Annotated in this window: 27 protein-coding genes and 2 pseudogenes; 15 read left to right on the top strand and 14 right to left on the bottom strand. The window is 48.1% G+C overall.

Annotated features, from left to right (window positions below; all coding sequences use genetic code 11):
• Positions 1–11 precede the first annotated feature (11 nt).
• Positions 12–1,481, bottom strand: a complete 1,470-nt coding sequence (gene zwf, locus ACW5MY_RS11105; RefSeq protein ID WP_013352785.1) for a glucose-6-phosphate dehydrogenase — start codon at positions 1,479–1,481, stop codon at positions 12–14.
• A gap of 208 nt (positions 1,482–1,689) precedes the next feature.
• Between zwf and rnz the strand changes: the two genes are divergently transcribed.
• Both rnz and rpmG read left to right on the top strand, forming a co-directional pair.
• Complete coding sequence (gene rnz, locus ACW5MY_RS11100) at positions 1,690–2,616, top strand: ribonuclease Z (protein ID WP_269389974.1); 927 nt, start codon at positions 1,690–1,692, stop codon at positions 2,614–2,616.
• Positions 2,617–2,694: 78 nt separating this feature from the next.
• Positions 2,695–2,844, top strand: a complete 150-nt coding sequence (gene rpmG, locus ACW5MY_RS11095; RefSeq protein WP_003226511.1) for a 50S ribosomal protein L33 — start codon at positions 2,695–2,697, stop codon at positions 2,842–2,844.
• 49 nt (positions 2,845–2,893) lie between these two features.
• Here the strand turns inward: rpmG and ACW5MY_RS11090 are convergent, their stop codons facing one another.
• The 3 genes from ACW5MY_RS11090 to ACW5MY_RS11080 all read right to left on the bottom strand — a co-directional run bounded on the left by ACW5MY_RS11090 (position 2,894) and on the right by ACW5MY_RS11080 (position 5,259).
• A complete protein-coding gene (locus ACW5MY_RS11090; protein ID WP_289393705.1) occupies positions 2,894–3,667 on the bottom strand; it encodes an alpha/beta fold hydrolase in 774 nt (257 codons plus the stop codon).
• Positions 3,668–3,782: 115 nt separating this feature from the next.
• A complete protein-coding gene (gene namA / locus ACW5MY_RS11085) occupies positions 3,783–4,799 on the bottom strand; it encodes an NADPH dehydrogenase NamA (protein WP_289393704.1) in 1,017 nt (338 codons plus the stop codon).
• Positions 4,800–4,935: 136 nt separating this feature from the next.
• Positions 4,936–5,259, bottom strand: a complete 324-nt coding sequence (locus ACW5MY_RS11080; protein WP_013352780.1) for a GlpM family protein — start codon at positions 5,257–5,259, stop codon at positions 4,936–4,938.
• Positions 5,260–5,397: 138 nt separating this feature from the next.
• Between ACW5MY_RS11080 and ACW5MY_RS11075 the strand changes: the two genes are divergently transcribed.
• Positions 5,398–6,276, top strand: a complete 879-nt coding sequence (locus tag ACW5MY_RS11075) for a LysR family transcriptional regulator (RefSeq protein ID WP_013352779.1) — start codon at positions 5,398–5,400, stop codon at positions 6,274–6,276.
• 362 nt (positions 6,277–6,638) lie between these two features.
• Here the strand turns inward: ACW5MY_RS11075 and proC are convergent, their stop codons facing one another.
• Positions 6,639–7,481: a pyrroline-5-carboxylate reductase gene (gene proC / locus ACW5MY_RS11070; protein ID WP_013352778.1), complete on the bottom strand. Its 843-nt coding sequence runs from the start codon at positions 7,479–7,481 to the stop codon at positions 6,639–6,641.
• A gap of 394 nt (positions 7,482–7,875) precedes the next feature.
• Between proC and ACW5MY_RS11065 the strand changes: the two genes are divergently transcribed.
• The 4 genes from ACW5MY_RS11065 to coaA all read left to right on the top strand — a co-directional run bounded on the left by ACW5MY_RS11065 (position 7,876) and on the right by coaA (position 12,019).
• Positions 7,876–8,835 (top strand): MBL fold metallo-hydrolase, encoded by a 960-nt coding sequence (locus ACW5MY_RS11065; protein WP_013352777.1) that lies wholly within the window; start codon positions 7,876–7,878, stop codon positions 8,833–8,835.
• A gap of 5 nt (positions 8,836–8,840) precedes the next feature.
• Positions 8,841–9,617 carry an SDR family NAD(P)-dependent oxidoreductase gene (locus ACW5MY_RS11060; protein WP_013352776.1) on the top strand — a complete coding sequence of 259 codons (777 nt, stop codon included), beginning with the start codon at positions 8,841–8,843 and terminating at the stop codon, positions 9,615–9,617.
• 17 nt (positions 9,618–9,634) lie between these two features.
• A complete protein-coding gene (gene dsdA, locus ACW5MY_RS11055) occupies positions 9,635–10,984 on the top strand; it encodes a D-serine ammonia-lyase (RefSeq protein WP_013352775.1) in 1,350 nt (449 codons plus the stop codon).
• Between the two features lie 75 nt (positions 10,985–11,059).
• Positions 11,060–12,019, top strand: coding sequence for a type I pantothenate kinase (gene coaA / locus ACW5MY_RS11050; RefSeq protein ID WP_013352774.1), 960 nt, complete (start codon positions 11,060–11,062; stop codon positions 12,017–12,019).
• A 19-nt stretch (positions 12,020–12,038) separates the two neighbouring features.
• Here coaA and ACW5MY_RS11045 read toward each other — a convergent pair whose 3' ends face one another.
• From ACW5MY_RS11045 to ACW5MY_RS11025, 5 genes are all read right to left on the bottom strand, one after another.
• Positions 12,039–12,203, bottom strand: coding sequence for a DUF4083 family protein (locus ACW5MY_RS11045; protein WP_014470631.1), 165 nt, complete (start codon positions 12,201–12,203; stop codon positions 12,039–12,041).
• 89 nt (positions 12,204–12,292) lie between these two features.
• Positions 12,293–13,363 carry an AI-2E family transporter gene (locus ACW5MY_RS11040; RefSeq protein ID WP_014470630.1) on the bottom strand — a complete coding sequence of 357 codons (1,071 nt, stop codon included), beginning with the start codon at positions 13,361–13,363 and terminating at the stop codon, positions 12,293–12,295.
• Positions 13,364–13,436: 73 nt separating this feature from the next.
• Complete coding sequence (locus ACW5MY_RS11035; RefSeq protein WP_014470629.1) at positions 13,437–13,643, bottom strand: YqzH family protein; 207 nt, start codon at positions 13,641–13,643, stop codon at positions 13,437–13,439.
• A gap of 98 nt (positions 13,644–13,741) precedes the next feature.
• Complete coding sequence (locus ACW5MY_RS11030) at positions 13,742–14,086, bottom strand: YolD-like family protein (RefSeq protein ID WP_013352770.1); 345 nt, start codon at positions 14,084–14,086, stop codon at positions 13,742–13,744.
• 14 nt (positions 14,087–14,100) lie between these two features.
• Positions 14,101–15,327 carry a DNA polymerase IV gene (locus tag ACW5MY_RS11025; RefSeq protein WP_014470627.1) on the bottom strand — a complete coding sequence of 409 codons (1,227 nt, stop codon included), beginning with the start codon at positions 15,325–15,327 and terminating at the stop codon, positions 14,101–14,103.
• 215 nt (positions 15,328–15,542) lie between these two features.
• Here ACW5MY_RS11025 and ACW5MY_RS11020 point away from each other — a divergent pair, with 215 nt between their 5' ends.
• The 5 genes and pseudogenes from ACW5MY_RS11020 to ACW5MY_RS11000 all read left to right on the top strand — a co-directional run bounded on the left by ACW5MY_RS11020 (position 15,543) and on the right by ACW5MY_RS11000 (position 17,883).
• Positions 15,543–16,013 (top strand): GNAT family N-acetyltransferase, encoded by a 471-nt coding sequence (locus ACW5MY_RS11020; RefSeq protein WP_013352768.1) that lies wholly within the window; start codon positions 15,543–15,545, stop codon positions 16,011–16,013.
• Positions 16,014–16,025: 12 nt separating this feature from the next.
• Positions 16,026–16,240: pseudogene (locus ACW5MY_RS11015) on the top strand (hypothetical protein).
• Between the two features lie 26 nt (positions 16,241–16,266).
• Complete coding sequence (locus tag ACW5MY_RS11010; protein ID WP_013352766.1) at positions 16,267–17,235, top strand: GNAT family N-acetyltransferase; 969 nt, start codon at positions 16,267–16,269, stop codon at positions 17,233–17,235.
• Between the two features lie 71 nt (positions 17,236–17,306).
• Positions 17,307–17,669 (top strand): iron-sulfur cluster biosynthesis family protein, encoded by a 363-nt coding sequence (locus ACW5MY_RS11005; protein ID WP_013352765.1) that lies wholly within the window; start codon positions 17,307–17,309, stop codon positions 17,667–17,669.
• On the top strand, positions 17,644–17,883 hold the full coding sequence (locus ACW5MY_RS11000) for a DUF2552 family protein (RefSeq protein ID WP_003153307.1): 240 nt from the start codon (positions 17,644–17,646) through the stop codon (positions 17,881–17,883). Before ACW5MY_RS11005 ends, ACW5MY_RS11000 begins: the two co-directional genes overlap by 26 nt.
• Positions 17,884–17,922: 39 nt before the next feature.
• Here ACW5MY_RS11000 and ACW5MY_RS10995 read toward each other — a convergent pair.
• Positions 17,923–18,829: pseudogene (locus ACW5MY_RS10995) on the bottom strand (alpha/beta hydrolase).
• 142 nt (positions 18,830–18,971) lie between these two features.
• Between ACW5MY_RS10995 and ACW5MY_RS10990 the strand changes: the two are divergent.
• Entirely contained in the window at positions 18,972–19,196 is a 225-nt protein-coding gene (locus ACW5MY_RS10990) for a YqkE family protein (RefSeq protein WP_014470623.1), read from the top strand.
• A gap of 33 nt (positions 19,197–19,229) precedes the next feature.
• Here ACW5MY_RS10990 and ACW5MY_RS10985 read toward each other — a convergent pair whose 3' ends face one another.
• Both ACW5MY_RS10985 and mciZ read right to left on the bottom strand, forming a co-directional pair.
• Positions 19,230–20,150, bottom strand: coding sequence for an aldo/keto reductase (locus ACW5MY_RS10985; RefSeq protein ID WP_013352762.1), 921 nt, complete (start codon positions 20,148–20,150; stop codon positions 19,230–19,232).
• Positions 20,151–20,212: 62 nt separating this feature from the next.
• On the bottom strand, positions 20,213–20,335 hold the full coding sequence (gene mciZ, locus ACW5MY_RS10980) for a Z-ring formation inhibitor MciZ (protein ID WP_013352761.1): 123 nt from the start codon (positions 20,333–20,335) through the stop codon (positions 20,213–20,215).
• A gap of 78 nt (positions 20,336–20,413) precedes the next feature.
• Between mciZ and ACW5MY_RS10975 the strand changes: the two genes are divergently transcribed.
• A complete protein-coding gene (locus tag ACW5MY_RS10975) occupies positions 20,414–20,968 on the top strand; it encodes an NUDIX hydrolase (RefSeq protein WP_014470622.1) in 555 nt (184 codons plus the stop codon).
• A complete protein-coding gene (locus ACW5MY_RS10970; RefSeq protein ID WP_013352759.1) occupies positions 20,968–22,131 on the top strand; it encodes a TIGR00375 family protein in 1,164 nt (387 codons plus the stop codon). The genes ACW5MY_RS10975 and ACW5MY_RS10970 overlap by 1 nt, the downstream gene beginning before the upstream one ends.
• A 9-nt stretch (positions 22,132–22,140) precedes the next feature.
• On the opposite strand, the gene ACW5MY_RS10965 is transcribed toward ACW5MY_RS10970, so the two are convergent.
• A complete protein-coding gene (locus ACW5MY_RS10965) occupies positions 22,141–22,494 on the bottom strand; it encodes a helix-turn-helix domain-containing protein (protein ID WP_013352758.1) in 354 nt (117 codons plus the stop codon).
• Positions 22,495–22,561 lie beyond the last annotated feature (67 nt).

Genomic DNA, 22,561 nt, shown 5'->3' with positions numbered 1-22,561 from the left:
TTTTTTGATTATTATATATTCCACCAGTGAAGGCCGTCTTTTTCCAAGAGGTCATCCGAAGCCTTCGGTCCCATTGATCCGGCTTCATAATTCGGAGAAAGGGTTTTGTCGGCAGCCCATGTTTCGGAAATCGCATCGACGAAATTCCAGGAAAGCGCTACTTCATCCCAATGGGCGAAGTTCGTCGCATCGCCGAGCAGACAGTCGTGAATTAATTTTTCATAGGCTTCCGGTGTGTTCATTTCATCACTGCAGTTGCTGCAGTAATCCAGCTTAATCGGCTGAGCGTGTGCGGCTCCGCCTAATTTTTTAGCGTTCAGATATAAAGTGATGCCTTCATCCGGCTGAATGTGGATGACAAGCAGGTTCGGATTTACATTCGTTTCATTGCCGTAATAAAGGTTCATCGGAATGTCTTTAAATTGAACGACAATTTTTGTTGATTTTTCTTTCATCCGTTTTCCTGTGCGGATATAAAACGGAACGCCGGCCCAGCGGAAGTTATCGATTAACAGCTTACCGGACACGAATGTTTCCGTATTGGAATCCGGCGCTACGTTATGCTCATCCGTATAACTCGCTACAGGGGTGCCGTCGATCGTTCCGGCTTGGTATTGTCCGCGGACGAAGTAATCATTCACTTCGTTTTGAGCGACAGGGCGAAGAGCTCTCAGCACTTTCACTTTTTCGCTGCGGATTTCTTCCGTGTTCAGTTTAATCGGCGGTTCCATCGCCAAAAGAGCGACCATTTGTAAAATATGATTCTGAACCATATCGCGGAGTGCGCCTGATTTCTCATAATATCTCGCACGGTCCTCAACGCCGAGATCTTCACTTGACGTAATCTGGATGTTTGAGATGTAGCGGTTATTCCACAGCGGCTCAAAGAGCGCATTTGCAAACCGGATGACTTCGATGTTTTGAACCATTTGTTTGCCTAGGTAATGGTCGATCCGATAAATTTGATCTTCTGTGAACGCTTCGCGTATTTCTTTGTTAAGCTCTTTCGCACTCGGCAGGTCGTGGCCGAACGGTTTTTCAATTACGAGACGGGACCAGCCTTTTGTCGCCGTGACACCTTCGTTTTTAAGCGATTTTGCGATAGTGCCGAAAAATTCAGGGGCCATCGCCAAGTAAAACATTCTGTTGTTCGGGATTTCATATGTATGCTCAAGCCGGTCAAGCAGGACATTCAGCTCCTGATAGGAACCCGGATTCGTTACATCAAACGGATGGTAATAAAAATGAGACGTGAAATCGTCTGTGTCTTTTTGCCCAGCCGAAGAAACAGACGTTTTAACGGTTTCCCGGAGGTCCTCGTTTGACCAAGGTCTTCTTCCAACACCTACAACTGCAAACTCTTCACCAATTTGACCATTTTTATATAAACGATGAATGGATGGGTAAAGTTTTCGTTTTGCCAAATCCCCTGTGGCACCAAATATTACAATTACTGCTTTTGGTTTGTCGTTTGTTTTCACTTAGAGTACCTCACTTTATCTGAAGCATGGTTTAAAACCCCGCATATTTCCTTCATTTTAAATCTAAAATTCATTGAAAGCAAACATTTCAGCCTGTTTTTTGCGGTTTGCGGAAAAAAATTAATCATGCCGGTGGCGCCCCTGGCGAATTCACATTTTCAGCCTGATCCTGTATCCTTAGTAGTACAAAGATCTAGGAGGAAGCATTGTGGAATTAATATTTTTAGGGACGGGGGCCGGCATGCCGGCAAAGACGAGAAACGTAACGTCCGTCGCGCTGAAGCTTCTTGAAGAAAGACGTTCCGTATGGCTGTTTGATTGCGGGGAAGCCACTCAGCATCAGATTTTACATACAACAATTAAACCGAGGAAAATTGAAAAGATATTCATCACACATCTTCACGGCGACCATGTTTACGGCCTTCCGGGTCTGTTGGGAAGCCGGTCGTTTCAAGGCGGTGAAGAAGAACTGGCGATTTACGGACCAAAAGGCATAAAAGCATTTATCGAAACAAGCCTGAAAGTGACGGCGACACATTTGACTTATCCTCTTGCCATACATGAAATTGAAGAGGGAACGGTTTTTGAGGATGACCAATTCATCGTCACCGCAGCATCCGTCATTCACGGTGTAGAAGCGTTCGGCTATCGGATTCAGGAAAAAGATATTCCCGGTGCATTGCAGGCCGGTAGACTGAAAGAAATGAATATTCCGCCCGGACCCGTCTACCAGAAAATCAAAAAAGGCGAAACAGTCACGCTTGACGATGGAAGAATAATTAATGGACAGGATTTTTTAGAGCCGCCGAAAAAGGGAAGAATCGTCGCTTTTTCCGGGGATACCCGGGTATCAGAGCGGGTAACGGAGCTGGCGCGCAATGCCGATGTACTTGTTCATGAAGCGACGTTTGCCAAGGAAGATGCAAAGCTCGCGCATAATTATTATCACGCGACGACAGAGCAGGCCGCGCAAACAGCAAAAAAAGCAGGCGCCAAACAGCTGATCTTAACTCATATCAGCGCCAGGTATCAAGGCGAAGCGCCGATAGAGCGGCTGGAACATGAGGCAAAAGCGGTATTTGAAAACAGTAAGGTTGCATTTGACTTTATGGAGGTTGCCGTGGAGCGCTCTTAAAAAATGTGCGCTTGACATTTTTGTTTGATGATCTATAATAAAACGTAATTGTTACGATTTGATCGTGAGGTGAAAATGATGCGTGTGAATGTGACATTGGCTTGCACAGAGACAGGGGACAGAAATTATATTACGACGAAGAACAAACGGACGAATCCGGACCGGTTAGAACTGAAAAAATATTCACCCCGGTTGAAAAAGTATACTTTGCATCGTGAGACAAAGTAGATCACGAATAAAAAAGCCATTGTGCCGCGGCACAATGGCTTTTGTTTTATCAGTTCACCGCCTGATAGGCAGGCGCATTCATTTGCTGGCGCGCCGCACACCAAACATCATAAATGGCCAGGTGGACGATGTGCGGTTCATCGTGATGAATGGCGTGAGAACTGTTTTTGGCCTGAATCCATCCGCTTTGATGCGAGATATCAAGCATGTTTCTGTGCAGGTTCACCCATTGTTCATGCGCGTGCTTTAAGCGCTCATCCCGCTCTCCCGATGATAAAATCAACAGCGGCATATCGCTGAAATGAAGCTGCTGGTGCTTAATCTGCCGAAGACTCGTCAAAAATTCCGCATGTGATCCTTCTAGTATGAACTGTTTCAGATAGGCGGCTTTCATTTCCTCGGGAAGAAGCGGAAGCACTTTTGTTTCCTGATCCTCAGAAACCGGGTCAAGCAATACCATCCCGAGAATATCCCGGCGGTTTCGGCTCGCCCAGAGTCTGCTGATAATCGTGCCGTATGAATGCGAGACGACAAGGTAAGGAGGCTTGACGCCGGCCTTCAGCAGTAGAGCGTTTAATTCCTGTACCATGTGATCTGCCGTTCTCTTGTTTCTGCTTTGTCCGCTTTTGCCGATTCCGGCCCTGACATATGTGAAAACCCCAAATTCTTCATCTATGTCAGCGAGTAATGATGTCCATGTTTCAGAAGAAGTGCCGTAGCCGGCTTCAAAGACGATCGTCACTTCGCCGGCACCTTTACGGTGTTTAGTATAAAACGGACATCCGTCAATCAGGTATGTCCTTTCCATCCATGCTGCTTTCATTGGAGTCATCCCCTCTAATTGGTTCTATAGGGAAGACGGAGAAGCTTCGGCAATCGTTTCTCAAAAAATAAAAAAAGAGACAGCCGGATCGAAAAATCTCCGGCTGTCTCTTCTGTCACCATGCTCTGTCGTATTGAACCGGCGACGGTATTTCCGTATTCAGCTGCTTCGCTGCACTCCTTGCAAAGTGCGGATCGCGCAGAAGTTCTCTCGCGACAAAAATAAGGTCAGCGCGGTTGTTCTGCAGAATTTCTTCCGCCATTGTTCCCGTCGTTATCAAACCGACGGCGCCTGTTGCGATTTCGGCCTGTTCGCGGATTTTCTCTGCGAAGCTCACTTGGTAGCCGGGGAAGACGTTAATATCAGCTTGAACGAGTGCGCCTGAGCTGCAATCAATCAGGTCGACTCCCTGTTCTTTCATCCACTTCGCAAAACCGATGTGATCGGCAATGTCCAGCCCCTTGTCTGTATAATCAGATGCAGAAACACGGACAAATAACGGGCCGTCCCATACTTCCTTGACGGCGTCAATCGTCTCGCCTAAGAAGCGGTAGCGATTTTCATGTGAGCCTCCGTATTCGTCTGTGCGGTGATTGGACAGCGGTGACAAAAATTCGTGCATTAAGTAGCCGTGTGCCGCATGAAGCTCGATTATGTCAAAGCTGGCTTCTTTCGCGCGCGCCGCCGCCTGTTTGAATTCCTGAATGGTTTCTTTAATTTGTTCTGTCGTCATTTCAGCCGGTGTTTTGGACTGCTCGTCGAACGGAATGGCTGAAGGAGCGTAAATGTCTCCGTCAAGCTCAGCTTTACGTCCCGCGTGCGCGAGCTGAATGCCGATTTTTGAACTTTGCGCTTTCACTTGTTCCGTCAGTTTGGCAAAACCTTCGATATGATCGTCGCTCCAAATGCCCAAATCCTGATCGGAAATGCGTCCCTGCGGATTCACAGCTGTCGCTTCAACGATTATCAGGCCGACCTGTCCGATTGCGCGCGATATGTAGTGCGCCATATGAAAAGGCTGCAGTTTTCCGTCCTTCTCATGTGAGGAATACATACACATCGGTGCCATAACAATACGGTTTTTGATCGTTACATCTTTAACGGTCCATGGTGTAAATAATTTTCTGGCCATTTATTTCGCCTCCCGGAATGTTTTAGAAATTGATTATAACAACTTATGATCATTCAGTCATATAAACTGCTCACAACTGAGCGTAATGTTCTTATTGTTCTGACCGGGCATTTTTTTATACAGGGGGGCTGTATCTTCATAACAGGCATTTACAGGCGATCATATAGCAGATATAGATAAGAAACGCACCGATGACGGAGTGGCTTCCTTTGAACCAGTTTGTCAGGATAAAAATACTGCTGATGAAAATCACCGCGCCGAACGCACCGAATATTCCGTTTTTTTGAGCTGCTCTGAAATCGTCGGCGCTCATATTTTTCAGCTGCAATTGTATATTCAGCAACGTCATGATCGGCAGCAATGTGATAACGCCTGATAAAAATAAGTATTTCGATTTGCTTAAAAACGCAGCAGCCACCATAACGGTGCCGCCGATCAAAAATTGAATGAGAAAACTCATGCTGGAACGCTCACCTTCTGTTTGTTATCAAGTATAATTATGGAGACATTGCCATTTTATTTTTGATTGATGTATAAGTAAACTAAATATAACTAATGCGCTGGATAATAAGAAATGATATCTGGGAGATGAAGCCGGTTGGATTTAAAGAAACATTTAGCCTTTATTAAAACGGTTGAAAGCGGCAGCCTGACCCAAGCCGCTGCCATATTGAATTACACACAGCCGAACATCAGCCAAATGATCAGTAAATTAGAAGAAGAGTACGGTTTTCCGCTTCTGATCAGACAGCGGCATGGAGTGAGGCCCACCGCAAATGGCTTGAAAGTGTTACATATTATGAAGGAAATTCAAAAAAACTATGAAAAATTGTCTGAAACCGTTGATAATATTAATGGATTAGAAAGAGGAGAAATCCGGCTCGGCACTGTTACGAGTGTGGCGGTAAAATGGCTGCCGAAAATTTTGAGAGAATTTAATGTGCTGTATCCTTCCATTAAGGTGCATTTGTTTGAAGGGAATTCAACTGAACTGGAAGAATGGCTGAAAGACGATCAGGTTGATGCGGCGATCGGGACATCCCACAGCGGGAAGAGGCATTTTTACCCGTTGGCCGAGGACCCGATTGTAGTAGTGATGAGTCCGCAGCATGAATTGGCGCAATGTGAAACGGTTCCTTTACATGTCATGGAGTCCGTCAAATGTATCGTGCCTTATCCGGAGACACATTTTGATGTGCTGAAAGTGCTGAAGGAAGAAAAAATCACGCCGCGGATCGCCTATCAAATCAGAGGGGATGAAGCGATTATTGCAATGGTGCGGAACAATCTGGGGATCAGCCTCTTGCCGCAGCTTTTGGTGAATGATTGTGATGTGCTCATCAAACGGCTCGACCGGTATGTCTGCAGGCAGATCGGCATTTTGACAGCTCGTGCAAAGGAGACGCAGACACCTTCTGTTCAGAAACTGATTCAATGCATAAAAGAATGGGTTGCGATCCATCAGGCTTCTGTCTGAAGAAGCCTGATATGCCGTTTAAGCAGGATGAGGATAATGGACCGGCACAAAATAAGTGACCCGAGGAATTAAGATAACTGCGGCGTCGCCCCGGTAAACTGATGGGCATCACCGGGGGCCGGCTCACGCCTTCGTCCTGAAGCTCAACCGTCAATGCACCGCTTTTGATTAATGTGTTCTTCCCCTACATGTGATTTTGCCTCATGGGTGCAGCCCGGCTTCAAACTTTTTTTCAGGAAAGTCTTATTTTTCGCTTTTGCTCGCTCGTCCTCTTTCATAAGTGCAAGAAAAGAAACCTGTAAGCCGTTAGCGGTCTTCCGAAATTGTAAATGGACGAAAAAAAGCATGGGGAGCCCCATGCTTTATGATTGATCCGTCTTTTGCAGAACGGAGCCTGCGAATTGTTCTTTAATTTCTGCGCTCCGGGCTGCGGTTTCTGTAATGCAGTGTATGATGGCTTCTTCAAAGCGGCGCTCGTTTAAAGCGCGAAGGCCTGCTTCCGTTGTGCCGCCCGGGCTTGTGATTTCCTTGCGCAGGCGCTCAGGTCGTTTGCTGCTTTTTCTGAGCATTTCCGTCGCTCCAGCCATGGTTTGTAAAATCAGCTCTTTTGCCGTCTCTTCCGGCAGGCCGACTTGAAGGGCGGCCTTTTCCATCGCTTCGACATATCGGTACACATAGGCGGGGCCGCTTCCGGCAATGGCTGTGACGGCATCAAGGTGTTTTTCCTCAAAAAGCGTCGCTTCTCCGATTGTTTCCAGCAGTTCTTTTGCCATCCGGATTTCAGCCTCACTCGCCTCAGGGCTTGCAGAAAAACCGGTCGCCGATTGTTGAATGGCCGCGGATGTATTCGGCATCGCCCGGATGATGGTAAGCTTTCTGCCGAAATAATGCTGAATGGTGTGAATCGTCAGCCCTGCGATGACAGAAATCACAAGCTGATCTTTAACGTATTCGCGAATGTTCTCAATGCTTTCTGCCGCATCTTTCGGTTTAAAGGCGAGAACGATAATGTCGGTATTGCTGAAAAACTCTTCTTTATCCCGGCATGGTTTCACGCCGTACGTGTCTTGAAGTTCTTCAAGCCGGCTGTCATTTGACCGGTTTGTCATGTATATATGTCCGGGGGCTGTCAGTCCGCTCTGCAGCAGTCCGTTCACCATTGCTTCCGCCATTGATCCGGCCCCGATAAAACCGATTTTCTTCATATAAATCCTCCTTCTTTCCAAAACACAAAAAACCTTCCCGTCAAAAAGGACGAAAAGGTTTCGCGGTACCACCTTACATTAGCACGAATCAGCCGTGCTCAGCTCAAATCCCGTAACGAGGGATACGTTTAGGTTTTCCTAACCGCTCTGAGGGCAGGTTCTGTAAACAAGAGGGCCGCAATGTCTTTCAGCCGGGGACATTGCTCTCTGCTGCCGTTGTTTATATACTAGTTCCTCGTCATCGCGTTCCGTTTTTTCTAGTTTGTTGTTCATTATGCTATGCAGCAGAGCGGGATGTCAATCTTTTTTTCTGATATGCGGCAATAATGACACAGGGATGAGAAAAGGCTAAAATATGAGTATTCAGGAATGAAAAGAACGAAGGAGCGTAAATATGGCAGCGAGAAAGATCATTCCGATACGTGTGCCGACTCCGTTTGCAGTCGGCGACGTTATCGTTTATTTAGTAAAAGATGACGCATTAACCCTTATTGATTGCGGCCCGAATACAAAGGAAGCGGCTGAATCACTCTCAATGCAGCTTAAAGAACACGGGGTCTCCGCAGCGGATATAGAACAAGTGGTGCTCACTCATCATCACGCGGATCACTCAGGTTTGCTGCACATTTTTTCTGATGACACGGAAGTTGTCGGGCATCCGCTGAATGACAGGTACATGACTCAGGATCAGTCGTATATCGCCCGGCAGGAGGATTTTTTTCTGTCCCTTATGACCGAAATGGGCGTTCCTCTGACACCTGAAGACATACATAAAACAGTTAAGCTGTCATACTTATTTTCAGCAAACCGTCCGCTAACGAAAACAGTGGGAGAAGGCGGGGAAATTGACGGGCTTGATGGCTGGACGGTGCTTGAGATTCCGGGTCATGCCGCTTCTCATATTGCGCTTTACCATGAAAAAAACGGTGAAATGTTCAGCGGTGATCTGCTTTTGTCCAACAGCTCCACCAATCCGATTCTGGAGGCTCCGGAAAAGGGGAGTGTGCGCTCATCCCCGATGCTCGACTATTTGAAATCAATGAAACGGCTGTATGACATCAACCCGGCTTTTTTATATCCGGGGCACGGCGATCTGCTGACAGACGTAAGGCCAGCTGCTGACAGGCGGCTTGAAAAACAGAGAAACCGGGCGGACTATGTGCTGCACCTGTTGTCAGAGGAAACGCTGACGGCTTTCCAAGTATGCCGGCGGCTGTTTCCGGCTGTGTATGAAAACGAATTGTTTTTAACAATGTCAGAAACGATCGGCCATCTTGACGTGCTGGCCGCTGAAGGGAAGGCCGTATCTTTTCAGTCGGGAAACACTTTGATGTTTAAAGCTGTAAAGGAGTGAATGAAATGGGCAGATTAACGGATAAACGGATTTGGATCACAGGAGCATCAGGCGGACTTGGAGAACGGCTTGCATATTCCTGCGTGGCAGAAGGGGCCCATGTTTTTTTATCCGCCAGGCGGGAAGACCGCTTGCAGGAAGTGAAAAATACGATTACTGCGCGGGGCGGACGGTGTGATGTCATTCCGTTTGACGTCCGGCATGCAGAAGAAGCTGAAAACGTAAGGCGTTTAATCGGTCATGTTGACGTATTAATTAACAACGCGGGGTTCGGTATTTTTGAAACTGCGGCGGATTCATCTTTAGATGATATGAAGTCAATGTTTGAAGTCAATGTATTCGGATTAATCGCCTGTACGAAAGCCTGTCTGCCGGTGATGCTTCATGCCAAAAGCGGCCATATTATCAATATCGCTTCACAGGCCGGCAAACTGGCGACGCCGAAATCAAGCCTTTATTCCGCTACGAAACATGCCGTTTTAGGGTATTCCAATGCCCTGCGGCTCGAGCTGGCCGGTACGGGTGTAGCTGTGACAACGGTTAATCCCGGACCGATCAAAACAGACTTCTTTACAATTGCAGATAAAGAGGGCAGTTATGTTAAAAGCGTCGGCAGATGGATGCTTGATGCCGACCGTGTGGCAGAGCGCATTACGTCCGTGATTTTGACGGATAAACGGGAAATTAATCTTCCGGGATGGATGAGCCTCGGGACGAAGCTGTATCAGCTTTTCCCTTCGTTTACAGAAAAACTGGCCGGCCGGGTATTAAAGAAAAAGTAACAAGGGGGAGAAGGCAAATGTCTGATCGGGATATACGCACGGCATTGATGGAAGAGCCTTTCGTCAGGCAAATGGCGGAGGCGCGTGAAGTCTTTTGGATCAACCCGCACAAAAACGATGATCACATAAAACATGCCGCTGAATGGAATGAGGAGATTGCTGAAGCGGAAGAAAGGCTGCGCCGGTTTGCGCCTTATATCGCATCAGCTTTCCCGGAGACGAAAGAGGCGGGAGGTCTCATTGAATCTCCGCTTGTCTTGATCAATGAAATGAAGAAACGTCTGGAACACAGCGCCGGCCGGGCTTTCCCTGGGCGTCTGCTTTTGAAATGCGACGATGAACTGCCGATTTCCGGTTCCATTAAAGCCCGCGGCGGGATTTACGAAGTGCTGAAGCATGCAGAAGACCTCGCGCAAAAAGCGGGAATGCTCTCAAAAGATGATGATTACAGCATATTGACTGAGAAGCGGTTTACTGATTTTTTCTCGAAATATTCTATAGCCGTCGGCTCTACAGGCAATTTAGGCCTTAGTATCGGCATAATCGGCGCGAAGCTCGGCTTTTGTGTGACCGTGCATATGTCCGGTGACGCAAAGCAGTGGAAAAAGGAGCTGCTCCGGGAAAAAGGGGTCCGCGTCATCGAATACGAAGCAGACTACAGTCTGGCTGTTAAAGAGGGGCGTATTCAGGCGCAGCAGGACCCTTATTGTTATTTTATTGATGATGAGCATTCACGGGATCTGTTTTTGGGCTATGCTGTTGCGGGGGGACGTGTGAAAAAGCAGCTCGATCAAATGAACATAAAGCCTGATGCTGATGAGCCGCTTTTCGTCTATCTGCCGTGCGGGGTCGGAGGAGGCCCGGGCGGCGTCGCGCTTGCGCTAAAGCTGGTCTATGGCGAACATGTCCATATTTTTTTCGGGGAGCCGACGCACTCACCGTGTATGCTGTTAGGGCTGTTTTCCGGTTTGCATGACGGAATCAGCGTGCAGGATATCGGTCTTGATAATCAAACGGCCGCCGACGGACTTGCGGTGGGAAGGCCGTCCGGACTGGCCGGCCCTCTTATGGAACCTATACTCAGCGGCTGTTATACCGCTGATGACAGCACGCTTTTTTCGCTGCTTTATCAATTAAGAGCGTCCGAGAATAAGAGCCTTGAGCCTTCTGCCCTCGCCGGTATGGCCGGAGCTGTCAAGTTCGTTCAGACCGAAGCGGGAAACCGTTATATAAAAGAGCGGGGGCTTGAGATGGAAAATGCCGTGCATCTTGTGTGGAGCACCGGCGGGAGCATGGTTCCGGACGAGGAAATGGAAGAGTACAGCCGCATCGGTTCCTCGTTTGCGAAAAAAATGGGCAGACAGTGAAGCGGTTTTCCGTTACAATCTTTGTAAGCGTTTGTTTTTTAACCGGAAAGCCATACAGAGAGATTGGTGTGAATTGTGAAAAGTAAAGAATTGAACTTACATACATTGTACACGCAGCACAGCCGCGAGTCGTGGTCCGGATTCGGCGGCCATCTTTCCATTGCCGTTTCAGAGGAAGAAGCCAAGGCCGTAGAGGGGCTGAACGACTACCTATCGGTTGAAGAAGTAGAAACGATTTACATTCCGCTTGTGCGCCTGCTCCACCTTCATGTCACGTCTGCCGCAAGACGGAATCAGCATGTCAACGTGTTTCTGAAGCATCCGCATTCAGCGAAAATCCCGTTTATTATCGGGATCGCGGGCAGCGTCGCCGTCGGCAAAAGCACGACGGCGAGAATTTTGCAAAAGCTTCTTTCCCGTCTGCCGGACAGGCCGAAGGTGAGTCTGGTGACAACCGACGGTTTCTTGTATCCGACGGCGGAATTAAAAAGGAAGAACCTTCTGTCCAGAAAGGGATTCCCGGAAAGTTATGACGTAAAAGCGCTGCTTGAGTTTCTGAATGATATAAAATCAGGGAAAGAGAGAGTGGAGGCGCCCCTATATTCCCATCTTACTTATGACAGGGAAGAGGGCGCCGTCGAAGTTGTCGAAGGTGCGGATATCGTCATTATCGAAGGAATCAATGTCCTGCAGTCGCCGACTTTAGAGGACGACAGGGAAGATCCGCGGATTTTTGTATCGGATTTCTTTGATTTTTCGATTTATGTGGATGCGGAAGAAAGCCGGATTTTCACGTGGTATTTGGAGCGCTTCCGCCTTTTAAGAGAAACCGCTTTTCAGGACCCGGCTTCTTATTTTCATAAATTTAAGGATTTGTCTGATGCAGAAGCGGATGCCATGGCCGCCTCCATTTGGGAGAGCGTCAACCGTCCGAATCTGTATGAAAATATTCTGCCGACAAAATTCAGATCAGATTTGATTTTGAGAAAAGGTGACGGCCATAAAGTTGAAGAGGTGCTGGTAAGACGGGTGTGACACAAATCCCGCGACCCCCTTATTTGCGGTTTTTTTCTTCGCGCAGCGCATCGAGTTTCTTTTCGATCCTGTCCAATTGCTGGCGGCGCTGCTTCATGCTTCTGAATACGTATATCACGGCAAACAGGAAAATCGCGGCTGCAATAAATGAAACGAATTGAAAAATGACATCACCGATGTTCATCTTTTGACCTCCGTGTGGGGCGGGATTCTTCAGCCCGCCTTTTTTTTATTTTAACCGATGTGAAGGCATGAGGGGTGAATCGTTTCTCTCTAGCCTTGTTTTTTTCTGAGAATGAACAGTTTCTGCATATGGCTTATGATCACCTTTGCAACCGCATAGCCGGGAATGGCCAGCAGCATCCCGGCAATACCCGAGAATTTACCGGCGGCAAGCAGAAGAAAAATGATGGTCAGCGGGTGAATGTCAAGCTTCCGGCCCATAATTTGCGGGGAAATCAGCTGGCTTTCAAGCTGCTGGACAATGACGACGACTATAACCACCAGCACCGCTCGCGTCGGTGAATCGAACAATCCGACAATGACTCCCGGAAATGTGCCGATCCAAGGCCCGATAAACGGAATCAGGTTTGTCACCATGGCGAACGCACCCAGGACGAGCGGATAATCGAGCCCGATTATGAAATAGCCGGTCGTAACGAGAACACCGACACAAAAACTGACGAGCAGCTGTCCTTGTATGTATGAACTGAGAGCCTCATCCATGTCCTGAAGGATTTGTTTTCCTTCTTTCTGATGTTTTTCCGGAAGAAGCCGCAGCAGCCGCCGGGGCGCTTTATTTCCTTCCTTTAACATGTAATACAGCGCAAACGGAATGATGGCGGCGGTGATGGCGGCATTGGCAGCCGCACCGGCCAGGCTGCTGAGAGAATCAGCGATTGAACCTGAATAATTTGCGGCTTTGTCCGCTGCTTTTTTAAAGGAATCCTCATGCTGAATCCGGGAAAACCATTTGCTGTCCTGAAGGTGTCTGATCCAATTTTCAGCTTTTGCGGAAAGCTCAGGGATATGATCTGTGAAGGCTGCAAACTGTTTTTGAACGGCAGGGCCCGCCGTATAAAGGAAGAGGACAAAAAGGCCGGCTGTTCCCGCATAAATCGCTAAAATCGCGATGCCTTCGGGCAGCTTTACTTTCTCATGCAGCACTCTGACGATCGGGCGGCACAAATAGTAAAGGACCCCCGATAATACAATGGGCGGAAACAAGGTTTTAGCCGTAATCACAACAGGCTGGAACAAAAAGTCTATTAATGTTCCGAGATAAATAATGAGGAATAACAAAAGAACGGCATATCCGATCTTGAAATAAGGCCCGACTGGCATCTCCTGCACCACGCAATCTTTAAGGGTTTACTCTCGACCGTTTCCCTTATCGCCCGGTGCATAAACGTCAGTGTCAGGAGAACTGGCCCTGGTTGGTGACGTAATCGTAGATAATATCTTCTACATGGGCATGGAGATCCTCATCGGGTTCTTCGTTCCTTCTTTCTTCTAAAGCTTTTTTTAAACGCTGTTTTTCATAGGGGCTCAGCGGATCTGTCGACACATTCCGTCCATACTGGCGGAGGGCCTGTCCCAGCATTTTTTCTATAAATTGATCCATCATATATTCTCCTATTCTTATCATTCATCTATTCTACTAAATATCATATGATCCTCCCACTCTTCTATCATATTTTCTGTCAGGACGGGATGGGCTTTTTATTCCAATTCAGCTGAGAGAATAAGATGAAACGGCAGCGATAATGCATCTTCATCGTTTATGATTTTTAAACGCTTTTCGTCGTGCATCACTTGTTTTACCCATCCCCAAAACCGGCGGGGGCCGTGTGCTGAAGCGTAGGTGACCGAAATGGCCCTGTCTTCTTCAATCGACGCCGTAATGGTGCGGTTCATGTCGTTCATTTGCTCTTCGCTCAGTTCCGGAGGCCGGAATTCCCGTTCTTTTCGTTTTTTTGCAAGCAGCTGCTCCCGATGTTCGGGCAGCATCATCCGGCTTGACTCCCACATGACATTATACCCGGGGGTTAATTTGTTCGGATTCATGTATATCACCTCAATTATTTGTAGTGCCCGCCGATTTTTTCGGCCCGGTGAAAGGCTTGGCCGGCCTCTGTCAGCGAAGCGGCATGGAGCAGCGACGCGGGGCCGTACCGCTCATGAATATCATCCAATACTTTGCCGAGGCTGATCTTTTTTTCCAGGGAATCAAACAGGCTCAGCTGAACATAATCACAGGGCTCCAGCTGGGAAAGGGCGACGCCGGCGCTGCGGACGGGCTCACCGTTCCAATGCTCTTTGAAGAGCTTGACCGCCGCTTTAAAAATATCCATTCCGAAATTGGTCGGAGAGACGAGCTTTCTCTGTCTGTGAAAACCTGAAGGAAAATCAAAATCTGCGCCTCTGATGCTGACCGAAACCGTATGGCCGATGTACTGTTTGAAACGGGCGCGGCGGGCCACTTCTTCGCTTAACTCCAGCAAAACGACTTTGATATCCTCAAAGCGGCAGTAGTCCCTGGGGAGCGTCATGTTATGGCCGATCGCTTTTTGCCGGCTGTGCGTGTTTACGGTGACTGGAGAGGGATCGATGCCGCGGGCCGTCCGCTGAAGCAATTCGCCGTTAATGCCCCACCGTTTTTTCAGCAGTTCGGCAGGATGCCCGGCAAGCCCGCCGATTGTGCTGATGCCCATCCGTCTTAAATGATGCTCCATCCGTTTTCCGATGCCGAATAGTTTTCCGACCGGCAGAGGCCACAGATCCTGCCTGATATTTGACATATCCAGCCTGTGGATGCCGGATGCGTTTTTTTTGGCAAAATGGTCGCAAGCCATTTTCGCGAGCGCTTTATTCGGCCCGATGCCGACACGGGCATAAATACCGAATTCACGCATAATCGCTTGTTGAATGCTTTCGGCGATTGTAAAAGGATCACCGAACAGCCGCCTGCTTCCGGTCACGTCGAGAAACTGCTCATCGATGGAGTAGGGTTCTACAAGGTCGGTATACCGCTCAAACAGTTCGGTAATCATGACGGATACATCAATATACCGCTGCATCCGCGGACGGACGATAACGGCGTCGGGGCATTTGGCCTGCGCTTCCCACAGCCGTTCGGCGTTTTTTACGCCGTATCGTTTGGCGAGCGGACAAGCCGCAAGCACGACCCCGCTGCGTCTTTCGGGATCTCCCGAAACGATGACGGGCCGGTTTTTAAGATGAGGCGCTTCCGCTTTTTCTACAGACGCATAAAACGATTGCATATCAACAAGAAGAATATCAGCCATAAAAAAAACCTCCGGGAACGTTTGTTCTGTTTTTCATTGTACCCGAACAATGACCGCGTTTATACTGGTAAATCATTCCCCGATTGGGAGACGGCTGATTCGTTCGCATAAAAAGAAATCATTTACAATTGCAAATAACCCACATATAATTTTTTATATTCCAATGAGAAGAGCTGACATTCATTTTGCCGGACGAAAAGGAGAGTCAATCGAAAATGGATATTCGAACAATCACCTCTGAAGACTATGAAATGGTTACGTCTGTTTTGAATGAATGGTGGGGCGGCAGGCAAATGAAAGAAAAACTGCCGCGCTTGTTTTTTGAACATTTTCAGGACACAAGCTTTATTACATACGGGCCGGAGGGAATGACCGGTTTTTTAATTGGGTTTCAGTCACAGTCAGACCCTGAGACGGCCTACATTCATTTTTCCGGTGTGCACCCGGATTTCAGAAAAATGCAAATTGGAAAACAGCTCTACGACCGATTTATGGAGACGGTGAAAAAAAGGGGCTGCACAAAAGTCAATTGCGTGACGGCGCCTGTTAATAAAGTGTCAATTGCTTATCATACAAAGTTAGGCTTTGAACCTGAAAAAGGAACCAAAACCGTAAACGGAATCCCTGTTTTTGCGAATTATGACGGCCCGGGCCAAGACCGGATTCTGTTTGTGAAATACATATAGAGGAGGCCGAATATGGGTTTTTTAGCTGACACGCCCAAACCGCCTTATTATGCGGTCATTTTTTCATCAATAAAGGGAGAATCTGAGCATACTGACAGCGGGGCTTTTAGGCGAAGAAAGCGTTCATGGATGCGATGAAACCGCGGAAAGACCATACCGGCCACCGGACGGCAAAACAAAAAGGAAAAAGTGCGTACGCGATCCGCATAACGAAAACGGAGTCATAGCGGTTTGCACCAAAAGGAGTGGAAGATTGATTACATTTTTACAGCATACACAAGAACAGACGGCGCGGGAAATTGCAGCGGTTCAGCGCTGCTCTTATCAAAAAGAAGCCGAGTTGATCGGCTTTTTCGGCATTCCCGCTCTGCATGAGACACCGCGTGACATACAGCGGTCACGGGAGACGTTTGCCGGTTTCAAGGCAAAAGATCAGCTCATAGGCGTCATTTCGTATGAAAAAAAGGGATATGAACTTGTCATATGCCGGCTGACGGTGCACCCGTCCGGCTTTCGGAAAGGAATCGGACGGGCGCTTCTTCAATTTGTGATAGACGAGAACCGGGACGCTCAAAAAATAGAGGTGGCTACCGCTAAACAAAACGTTCCGGCAGTCTCTCTCTATTTAAAAACCGGGTTCACGGAAGCCGGACAGATTGAGACGCCGGAAGGGCTGACCCTCTCGTTTTTTCATTTTTATCCGAAGAGGAAAGCGGAAGTCATTCCGTACAAGGCGGAATGGAAAGAGATGTTTGAGAGAGAGAAGGCGGTTTTGATCCGAATCTTCGGACCCGCACTCCATTCTGTCAGCCATATCGGAAGCACCTCCATCCCGGGGATGGCCGCAAAACCGGTCATTGATATACTGGCGGAGGTCAAAGATATTTTGGATGCTGACCGATACCGTCCGCAGCTGGAAGCACTCGGCTATGAGGCAAAAGGGGAGAACGGGATAAAGGGAAGGCGTTTTTTTCAAAAAGGCGGCAACAAGCGCACACACCACGTCCACATATACGAAACAGGACATGCGGACGTAAAGCGTCATCTGCTGTTCCGGGATTACCTCACCGCAAGACCTGAAAAAGCGGCTCAATACATGGAGCTGAAACAGCAGCTCGCCGAGACATACCCGTACGATATGGGAAAGTATATTGAAGGGAAAAATGACTGGATCAAGGCGGCTGAACAAGAGGCGAAGGACTGGGAGAGCGGTCTGCTGTAAAAAAGCAGAAACAATGCATACAGCGGCGCGGTATGCTACAATTGGCGAAAATGAAAAACGGAGGATCATCTATGCAAATACATGTGACGGATGCGGCGAAACATACATTCCAGCAGGCGATGGACGCCAACCCGCAGAAAAAAGCGCAGCTCCGCTATGACGCAGAAGGCTGCGGATGCGCTGTCAGCGGCGTGCCGACCATCTGGCTGACGGACGAATTAACGGGGCAATGCGAACGCATTGAAACCAACGGACTTCCGCTTTACATCCAGACCTCTCAAAAAGTGTTTTTTGACGAGGAAATGACAATCGATTACAATGAAAAGGCGAAAACGCTCGTCTTAAAAAGCCCGGCAGAGATGCTGAGCCCGAGAATGAGCATATTAGTAAAGCAGGGAGAAACGGAAAGTGAATCAAAAGCTGAAAGCCATTAAACAGACGGCACAGCATAAGACGTGGGTATCCTTCCTGAACAACAACCACCCGTACAGTCTGCTGCACTGGTCCATTGGAGGCGCTGAATCCGTTCAGAAGGATGTCTGGTTGCTTCAGGATGAGATGACCTTCAAAGCGCAGGAATTTACGACAATCGACCTCGCCATTGACTGGATCGGAGAAAATATGGACGGGATTACCGACGTTTTATGACGGGAAAGCGAAAGAACGAGCATACGTTCTTTCGCTTTTTTACGTTTGCGTCATGGTATCTAAAAAGGTTTGAACGGCTTTACGGTAGCTTTCCGGATTTTTGGTGTACGACATGGCATGCCCGCCCGATTCGGCAAGATACAGCATCTTCGGGCCGCGTTTTCTGCGGTGCAGCAATTCGGAAGAAGAAGGAGGTATATAATCATCCTCCTTACTGTGAATAAACAGCACGGGCTGCCGGATGCGGCTGATCACCGACAAAGGCGATACATCACGGATACGGTATCCCTCTCTCATCCGCAAAAAGAAATCAGCCAAAGGCAGAATCGGCCACGGAGGCAGCCGGAATTCCCGCTTCAGTCTGTAGGCGAGCTGATCGTGAAAGCTTGCGAAAGGGCAGTCCGCAATATAAAAATCAGCGCCGTCGCCGTTCTGATGCCCGCCCGCATATAATAAGGCCGTCACCGCCCCCATCGATTCGCCGTGGATGCCGATTTGACCGCCGTCTCCGGTTTTGTTTCTCACCCAATTCACGGCTTCTTCCAAATCATCTTTTTCAAAATAGCCGTAGCTCGTCGTTCTGCCGCCGCTTTTACCGTGCCGGCGGTGGTCACACATTCCAGCCTAAATCTAAAAACAAATCCATGTATTTCAATGAGTTGAACGAATTCATGGTAACGCCGTGACAAATAATCATGGTGTTTGCCGTATCATACGGGGCAATGTAAAAGCCTTTGATCTCATACCCGTGGCGTGACAAGATGACGGCCTCTTCTTTTTCCATGGTCTGAAAGGAATCAAATAGATCATGTCCGTCCGCCGTTTCTCTTTTCATGATATCTTCATCCGTTTTTTTCTTAATAAACATAATCAGATTCGTAAGAGCAAATCCGGCAGCTAAAAAGACTGCACAAGCCGAACCGAACACCGCCAGCCATTTTTTCACGCAGGAACCCTCCTTTAAATGACAGAAATATAGAAAATCCTTTCCCGGGTTTTCAGGCAGCTGAACAAAAGAAGGACAGTTGCCGGCCTGCGGCGCTCCGTGGTACACTTGCTTCAGCATATTCAGATACGGGGGCGTAATGATGAAAAAGCAGCTGCCTAAAGAAAAACACAGCTTAAAAGACGATCTGGAGGAAGATCTGAAGGCCAAGCTTTTGCAAATGAAAAGTGAGCTGAAGGAAGAAGACGAGAAAAAACAGGCACAGAAAAAGGCCGAACAAATCAGAAAGCGAAAAGAAATAGAAAAAAATAAAAGCTTTGAAGAGCTGCTGAATGAAAGCAGTCTCGATTGGCACAAATATAAATAAAACCGGCATCTGAAAAGGTGCCGGTTTTATTGTTTAAGAACGATGGGCTTCGTATACGTCCCGTTTTGTATGACATTGCAGGGCTTTGATTTCCTGGCTGCTTAAACGCCGGGCCTCTGCTGCCGAGCAGTTTTCTCTCAGCTGCTCAAGTGAGCTGGCTCCCGTTATGACAGAAGCGACGGCCGGCTGTGAAAGCAAGTATTGAAGAGAAAGCTCCGTCATGCTCAGATCAGGGGCGGCAGCGTTAATCGCTTTCTTGGTTTCTGCCAGTTCTTCAAAAGAATATGTTAAATAGCCGTTCTCTTTTATGCTTGCGGCCGCTTGATCAAGCGGTTTTTTCGTAAGAAGCCCTTTAGCGACCGGTCCTCTGGCGACTATGCTGATTCCGTTCTCCTCTAAAAGAGGCAGCCACTCCTCGGGACGCCGGTCCAGCAGGCTGTACTGCATCATAATGCTGGTGATATTTGATTTTTTCACATATTCTTTAATGACATTCGGACGAATCGAGGAAATGCCGTAATACCGGATGACACCTTCCTGTTTTAAGTCCTCGAATGCTTCGATCGTTTCGTCGATGTTATCCTCCATCGTGCCGCCATGCAGCTGATAAAGGTCGATATAGTCCGTTTTCAGCCGGCGCAGGCTGTTTTTGACCGCTTCTTTTATGTATCCTTTGGAAGCGTCCCAATGCCAGCCGTCTTTCTCATCATTCCAGCGGTTCCCGGCTTTCGTGGCTAAAATGATATCGTGCCTGCGGTTTTTGACGGCCTCTCCGACAATTTCCTCATTTCTGCCGAAATCATAAAGATCGGCAGTGTCTAAATAATTGATTCCAAGCTCAATCGCTTCATCCAAAATAGACAGCGCTTTAGCTTTATCCGTGCCCAGCGACATGCAGCCGAGCCCAATTTCGCTTATTTCTAAATCAGAACGTCCTAGCGTGCGTTTTCTCATTGTTTCGCTCCTTTTTATGGTCTTTTATTGACCGTAATATAAAGGCGCGAAGTTTTCAACTGTTAAGGCCCGGTGATCCAATCTCCGACATAGCGGAATGTCCGCCCGTACTCTTTCAGTTTAGCCCGCACTTCCCAAGCCTTTCCGACCAATACGATGCTGTTATCCTTCCGGTATACCTTCAATCGAAAAGCACCTCCCTCGTATGCATGTATGATAAAATATATGAGGCATAATAGAGAGACAGAACGGGAGATGAAATGATGGAACATTTAGAAGAAAAAACACTAGCGAAAAAAAAGCTGTATGACGGGAAAGTCATAGACCTTTACTTAGAAGATGTAGAGCTTCCGAACGGAAAAACAAGCAAGCGGGAAATCGTCAAGCATCCGGGGGCGGTGGCCGTGCTTGCGGTGACCGAAGAAGGAAAAATCATTTTGGTGAACCAGTTCAGAAAGCCGCTGGAACGGACTATCGTTGAAATCCCGGCCGGCAAGCTTGAAAAGGGGGAAGAGCCCGAGCATACCGCTTTAAGAGAGCTGGAGGAAGAAACGGGATATACGGCGGAAACCTTGACGAAAATTACCGCTTTTTATACATCACCCGGATTTGCTGATGAAATCGTGCACCTCTTTCTTGCTGAAGGGCTTTCGCCGCTAGAAGAAAAGCGCGAGCTGGATGAGGACGAATTTGTCGAAGTGATGCAGGTCACGCTTGATGAGGCCGTGAAACTGACCGAAGAGCGCCGGGTGTATGACGCTAAAACGGCGTACGCGATTCAGTATCTCCAGCTGAAAGAAGCGCTGAAGGAAAAATGATGAAAACCATTTATGCGGATCTGCATATTCATATCGGGCGCACCCATACGGGAAAACCGGTCAAAATCACTGGAGCCAAAACATTGACGCTGCACCGGATATTAGAAGAAGCAAGCGAGGGGAAGGGAATTGAACTTTTAGGCATCATCGACTGCCATTCCCCGGAAGTCATTGAAGAAATCGAGCGCGGAATTGAAGAAGGCAGATACCGTGAACTGAAAGAAGGCGGCATCCGGTATCGGAATACCACGCTTCTGTTGGGAAGTGAGCTTGAAATCTATGATCATACATGCCTCGGGCCGATTCACGTTCTCGTCTTTATGCCGGCTCTTGCCGAAATGAAGATGTTTTCCGAGTGGCTCGCAAAAAGGCTTACAAACATCCATCTCAGTTCACAGCGCATTTATGAAACAGGTTTGAATCTCCAAAAGAAAACAAAGGAATTGGGCGGGCTGTTTATTCCCGCCCATATGTTCACCCCGCATAAAAGCCTGTACGGAAAAGGGGTCAGATCTTCTTTAAGAGAAGTATTCGACCCGGCGCTCATTGATGCGGCGGAACTCGGATTAAGCTGCGACACCGATATGGCTTCGCGGTTAACAGAACTTGACCCGTATACATTTTTAACAAATTCTGATGCGCATTCCTTAGGGAAAATCGGCAGAGAATATAATGAAATGCTTCTTAAGGAAGCGAATTTCACGGAATTTTCGCTGGCTTTAAAAGGGAAGGACGGAAGAAAAATCACGGCGAATTACGGACTGAATCCGAAGCTAGGGAAGTATTACCGGACGGCTTGCGACCGCTGCGGCAGCCCGGTTGAAAAAGGAGCTTCCGCATGTCCGGAGTGCGGGGGAAAAACAATGACAAAAGGGGTCAGTGAACGGCTCGAGGAACTGAGCGGATCGGAAAAAAGCCGCGTGCCGCGGCCTCCGTATATTCATCAAATCCCGCTGCAGTTCATTCCCGGAGTCGGGCCGAAAACATTAGAAAAACTGAAGCGGGCTTTCGGGACGGAGATGGCGATTCTTCATCGGGCAAAAGAAGAGGACTTGGCGCGTGTCGTACAGCCTAAAATAGCGGCCGTCATTCATAAAGCGCGCACCGGACAGCTCGCCCTTGAGGCCGGGGGCGGGGGAACGTACGGCCGGATAAAGCCGTAAAGCAATTTTTCAGCGGAGCTCCTCCTGTACCTTCTTTTTCGTTCGGACAAACGCAATTAATTCGATGATTTCATCCTGATTAAGCGGCTGCCCGTCAACGGTCAGTGTGCCGCGGCCTTGTGCGGCTTTTGTTAATTCGATGGTCTGGGTAAACGGCTCCGCCTTTTTTTCAGTGCGCCCCAGTAAATCGTCGCACGTCGTGTCAAACAGATCGGCAAGCGTTCCCAGCGCCTCGAATGACGGACGCCGGTAGCCTGATTCATACCCGGCGTACGTGCTCTTGGCGATGCCGAGCCGGTCAGCCGTATATTGAAGAGACCAATTTTTCTTTTTTCTCAGTTCAGTTAAACGATCTAAATTCATATTAAAAACCGCTCCTTTTCACTTGAGCAAATTATATCATATCGATATGTAAAAGTGTACGCGAATT

It is taken from the genome of Bacillus sp. Bwzl_19 (assembly GCF_054900515.1).
This window is presented reverse-complemented; position numbering and strand designations above follow the sequence as displayed.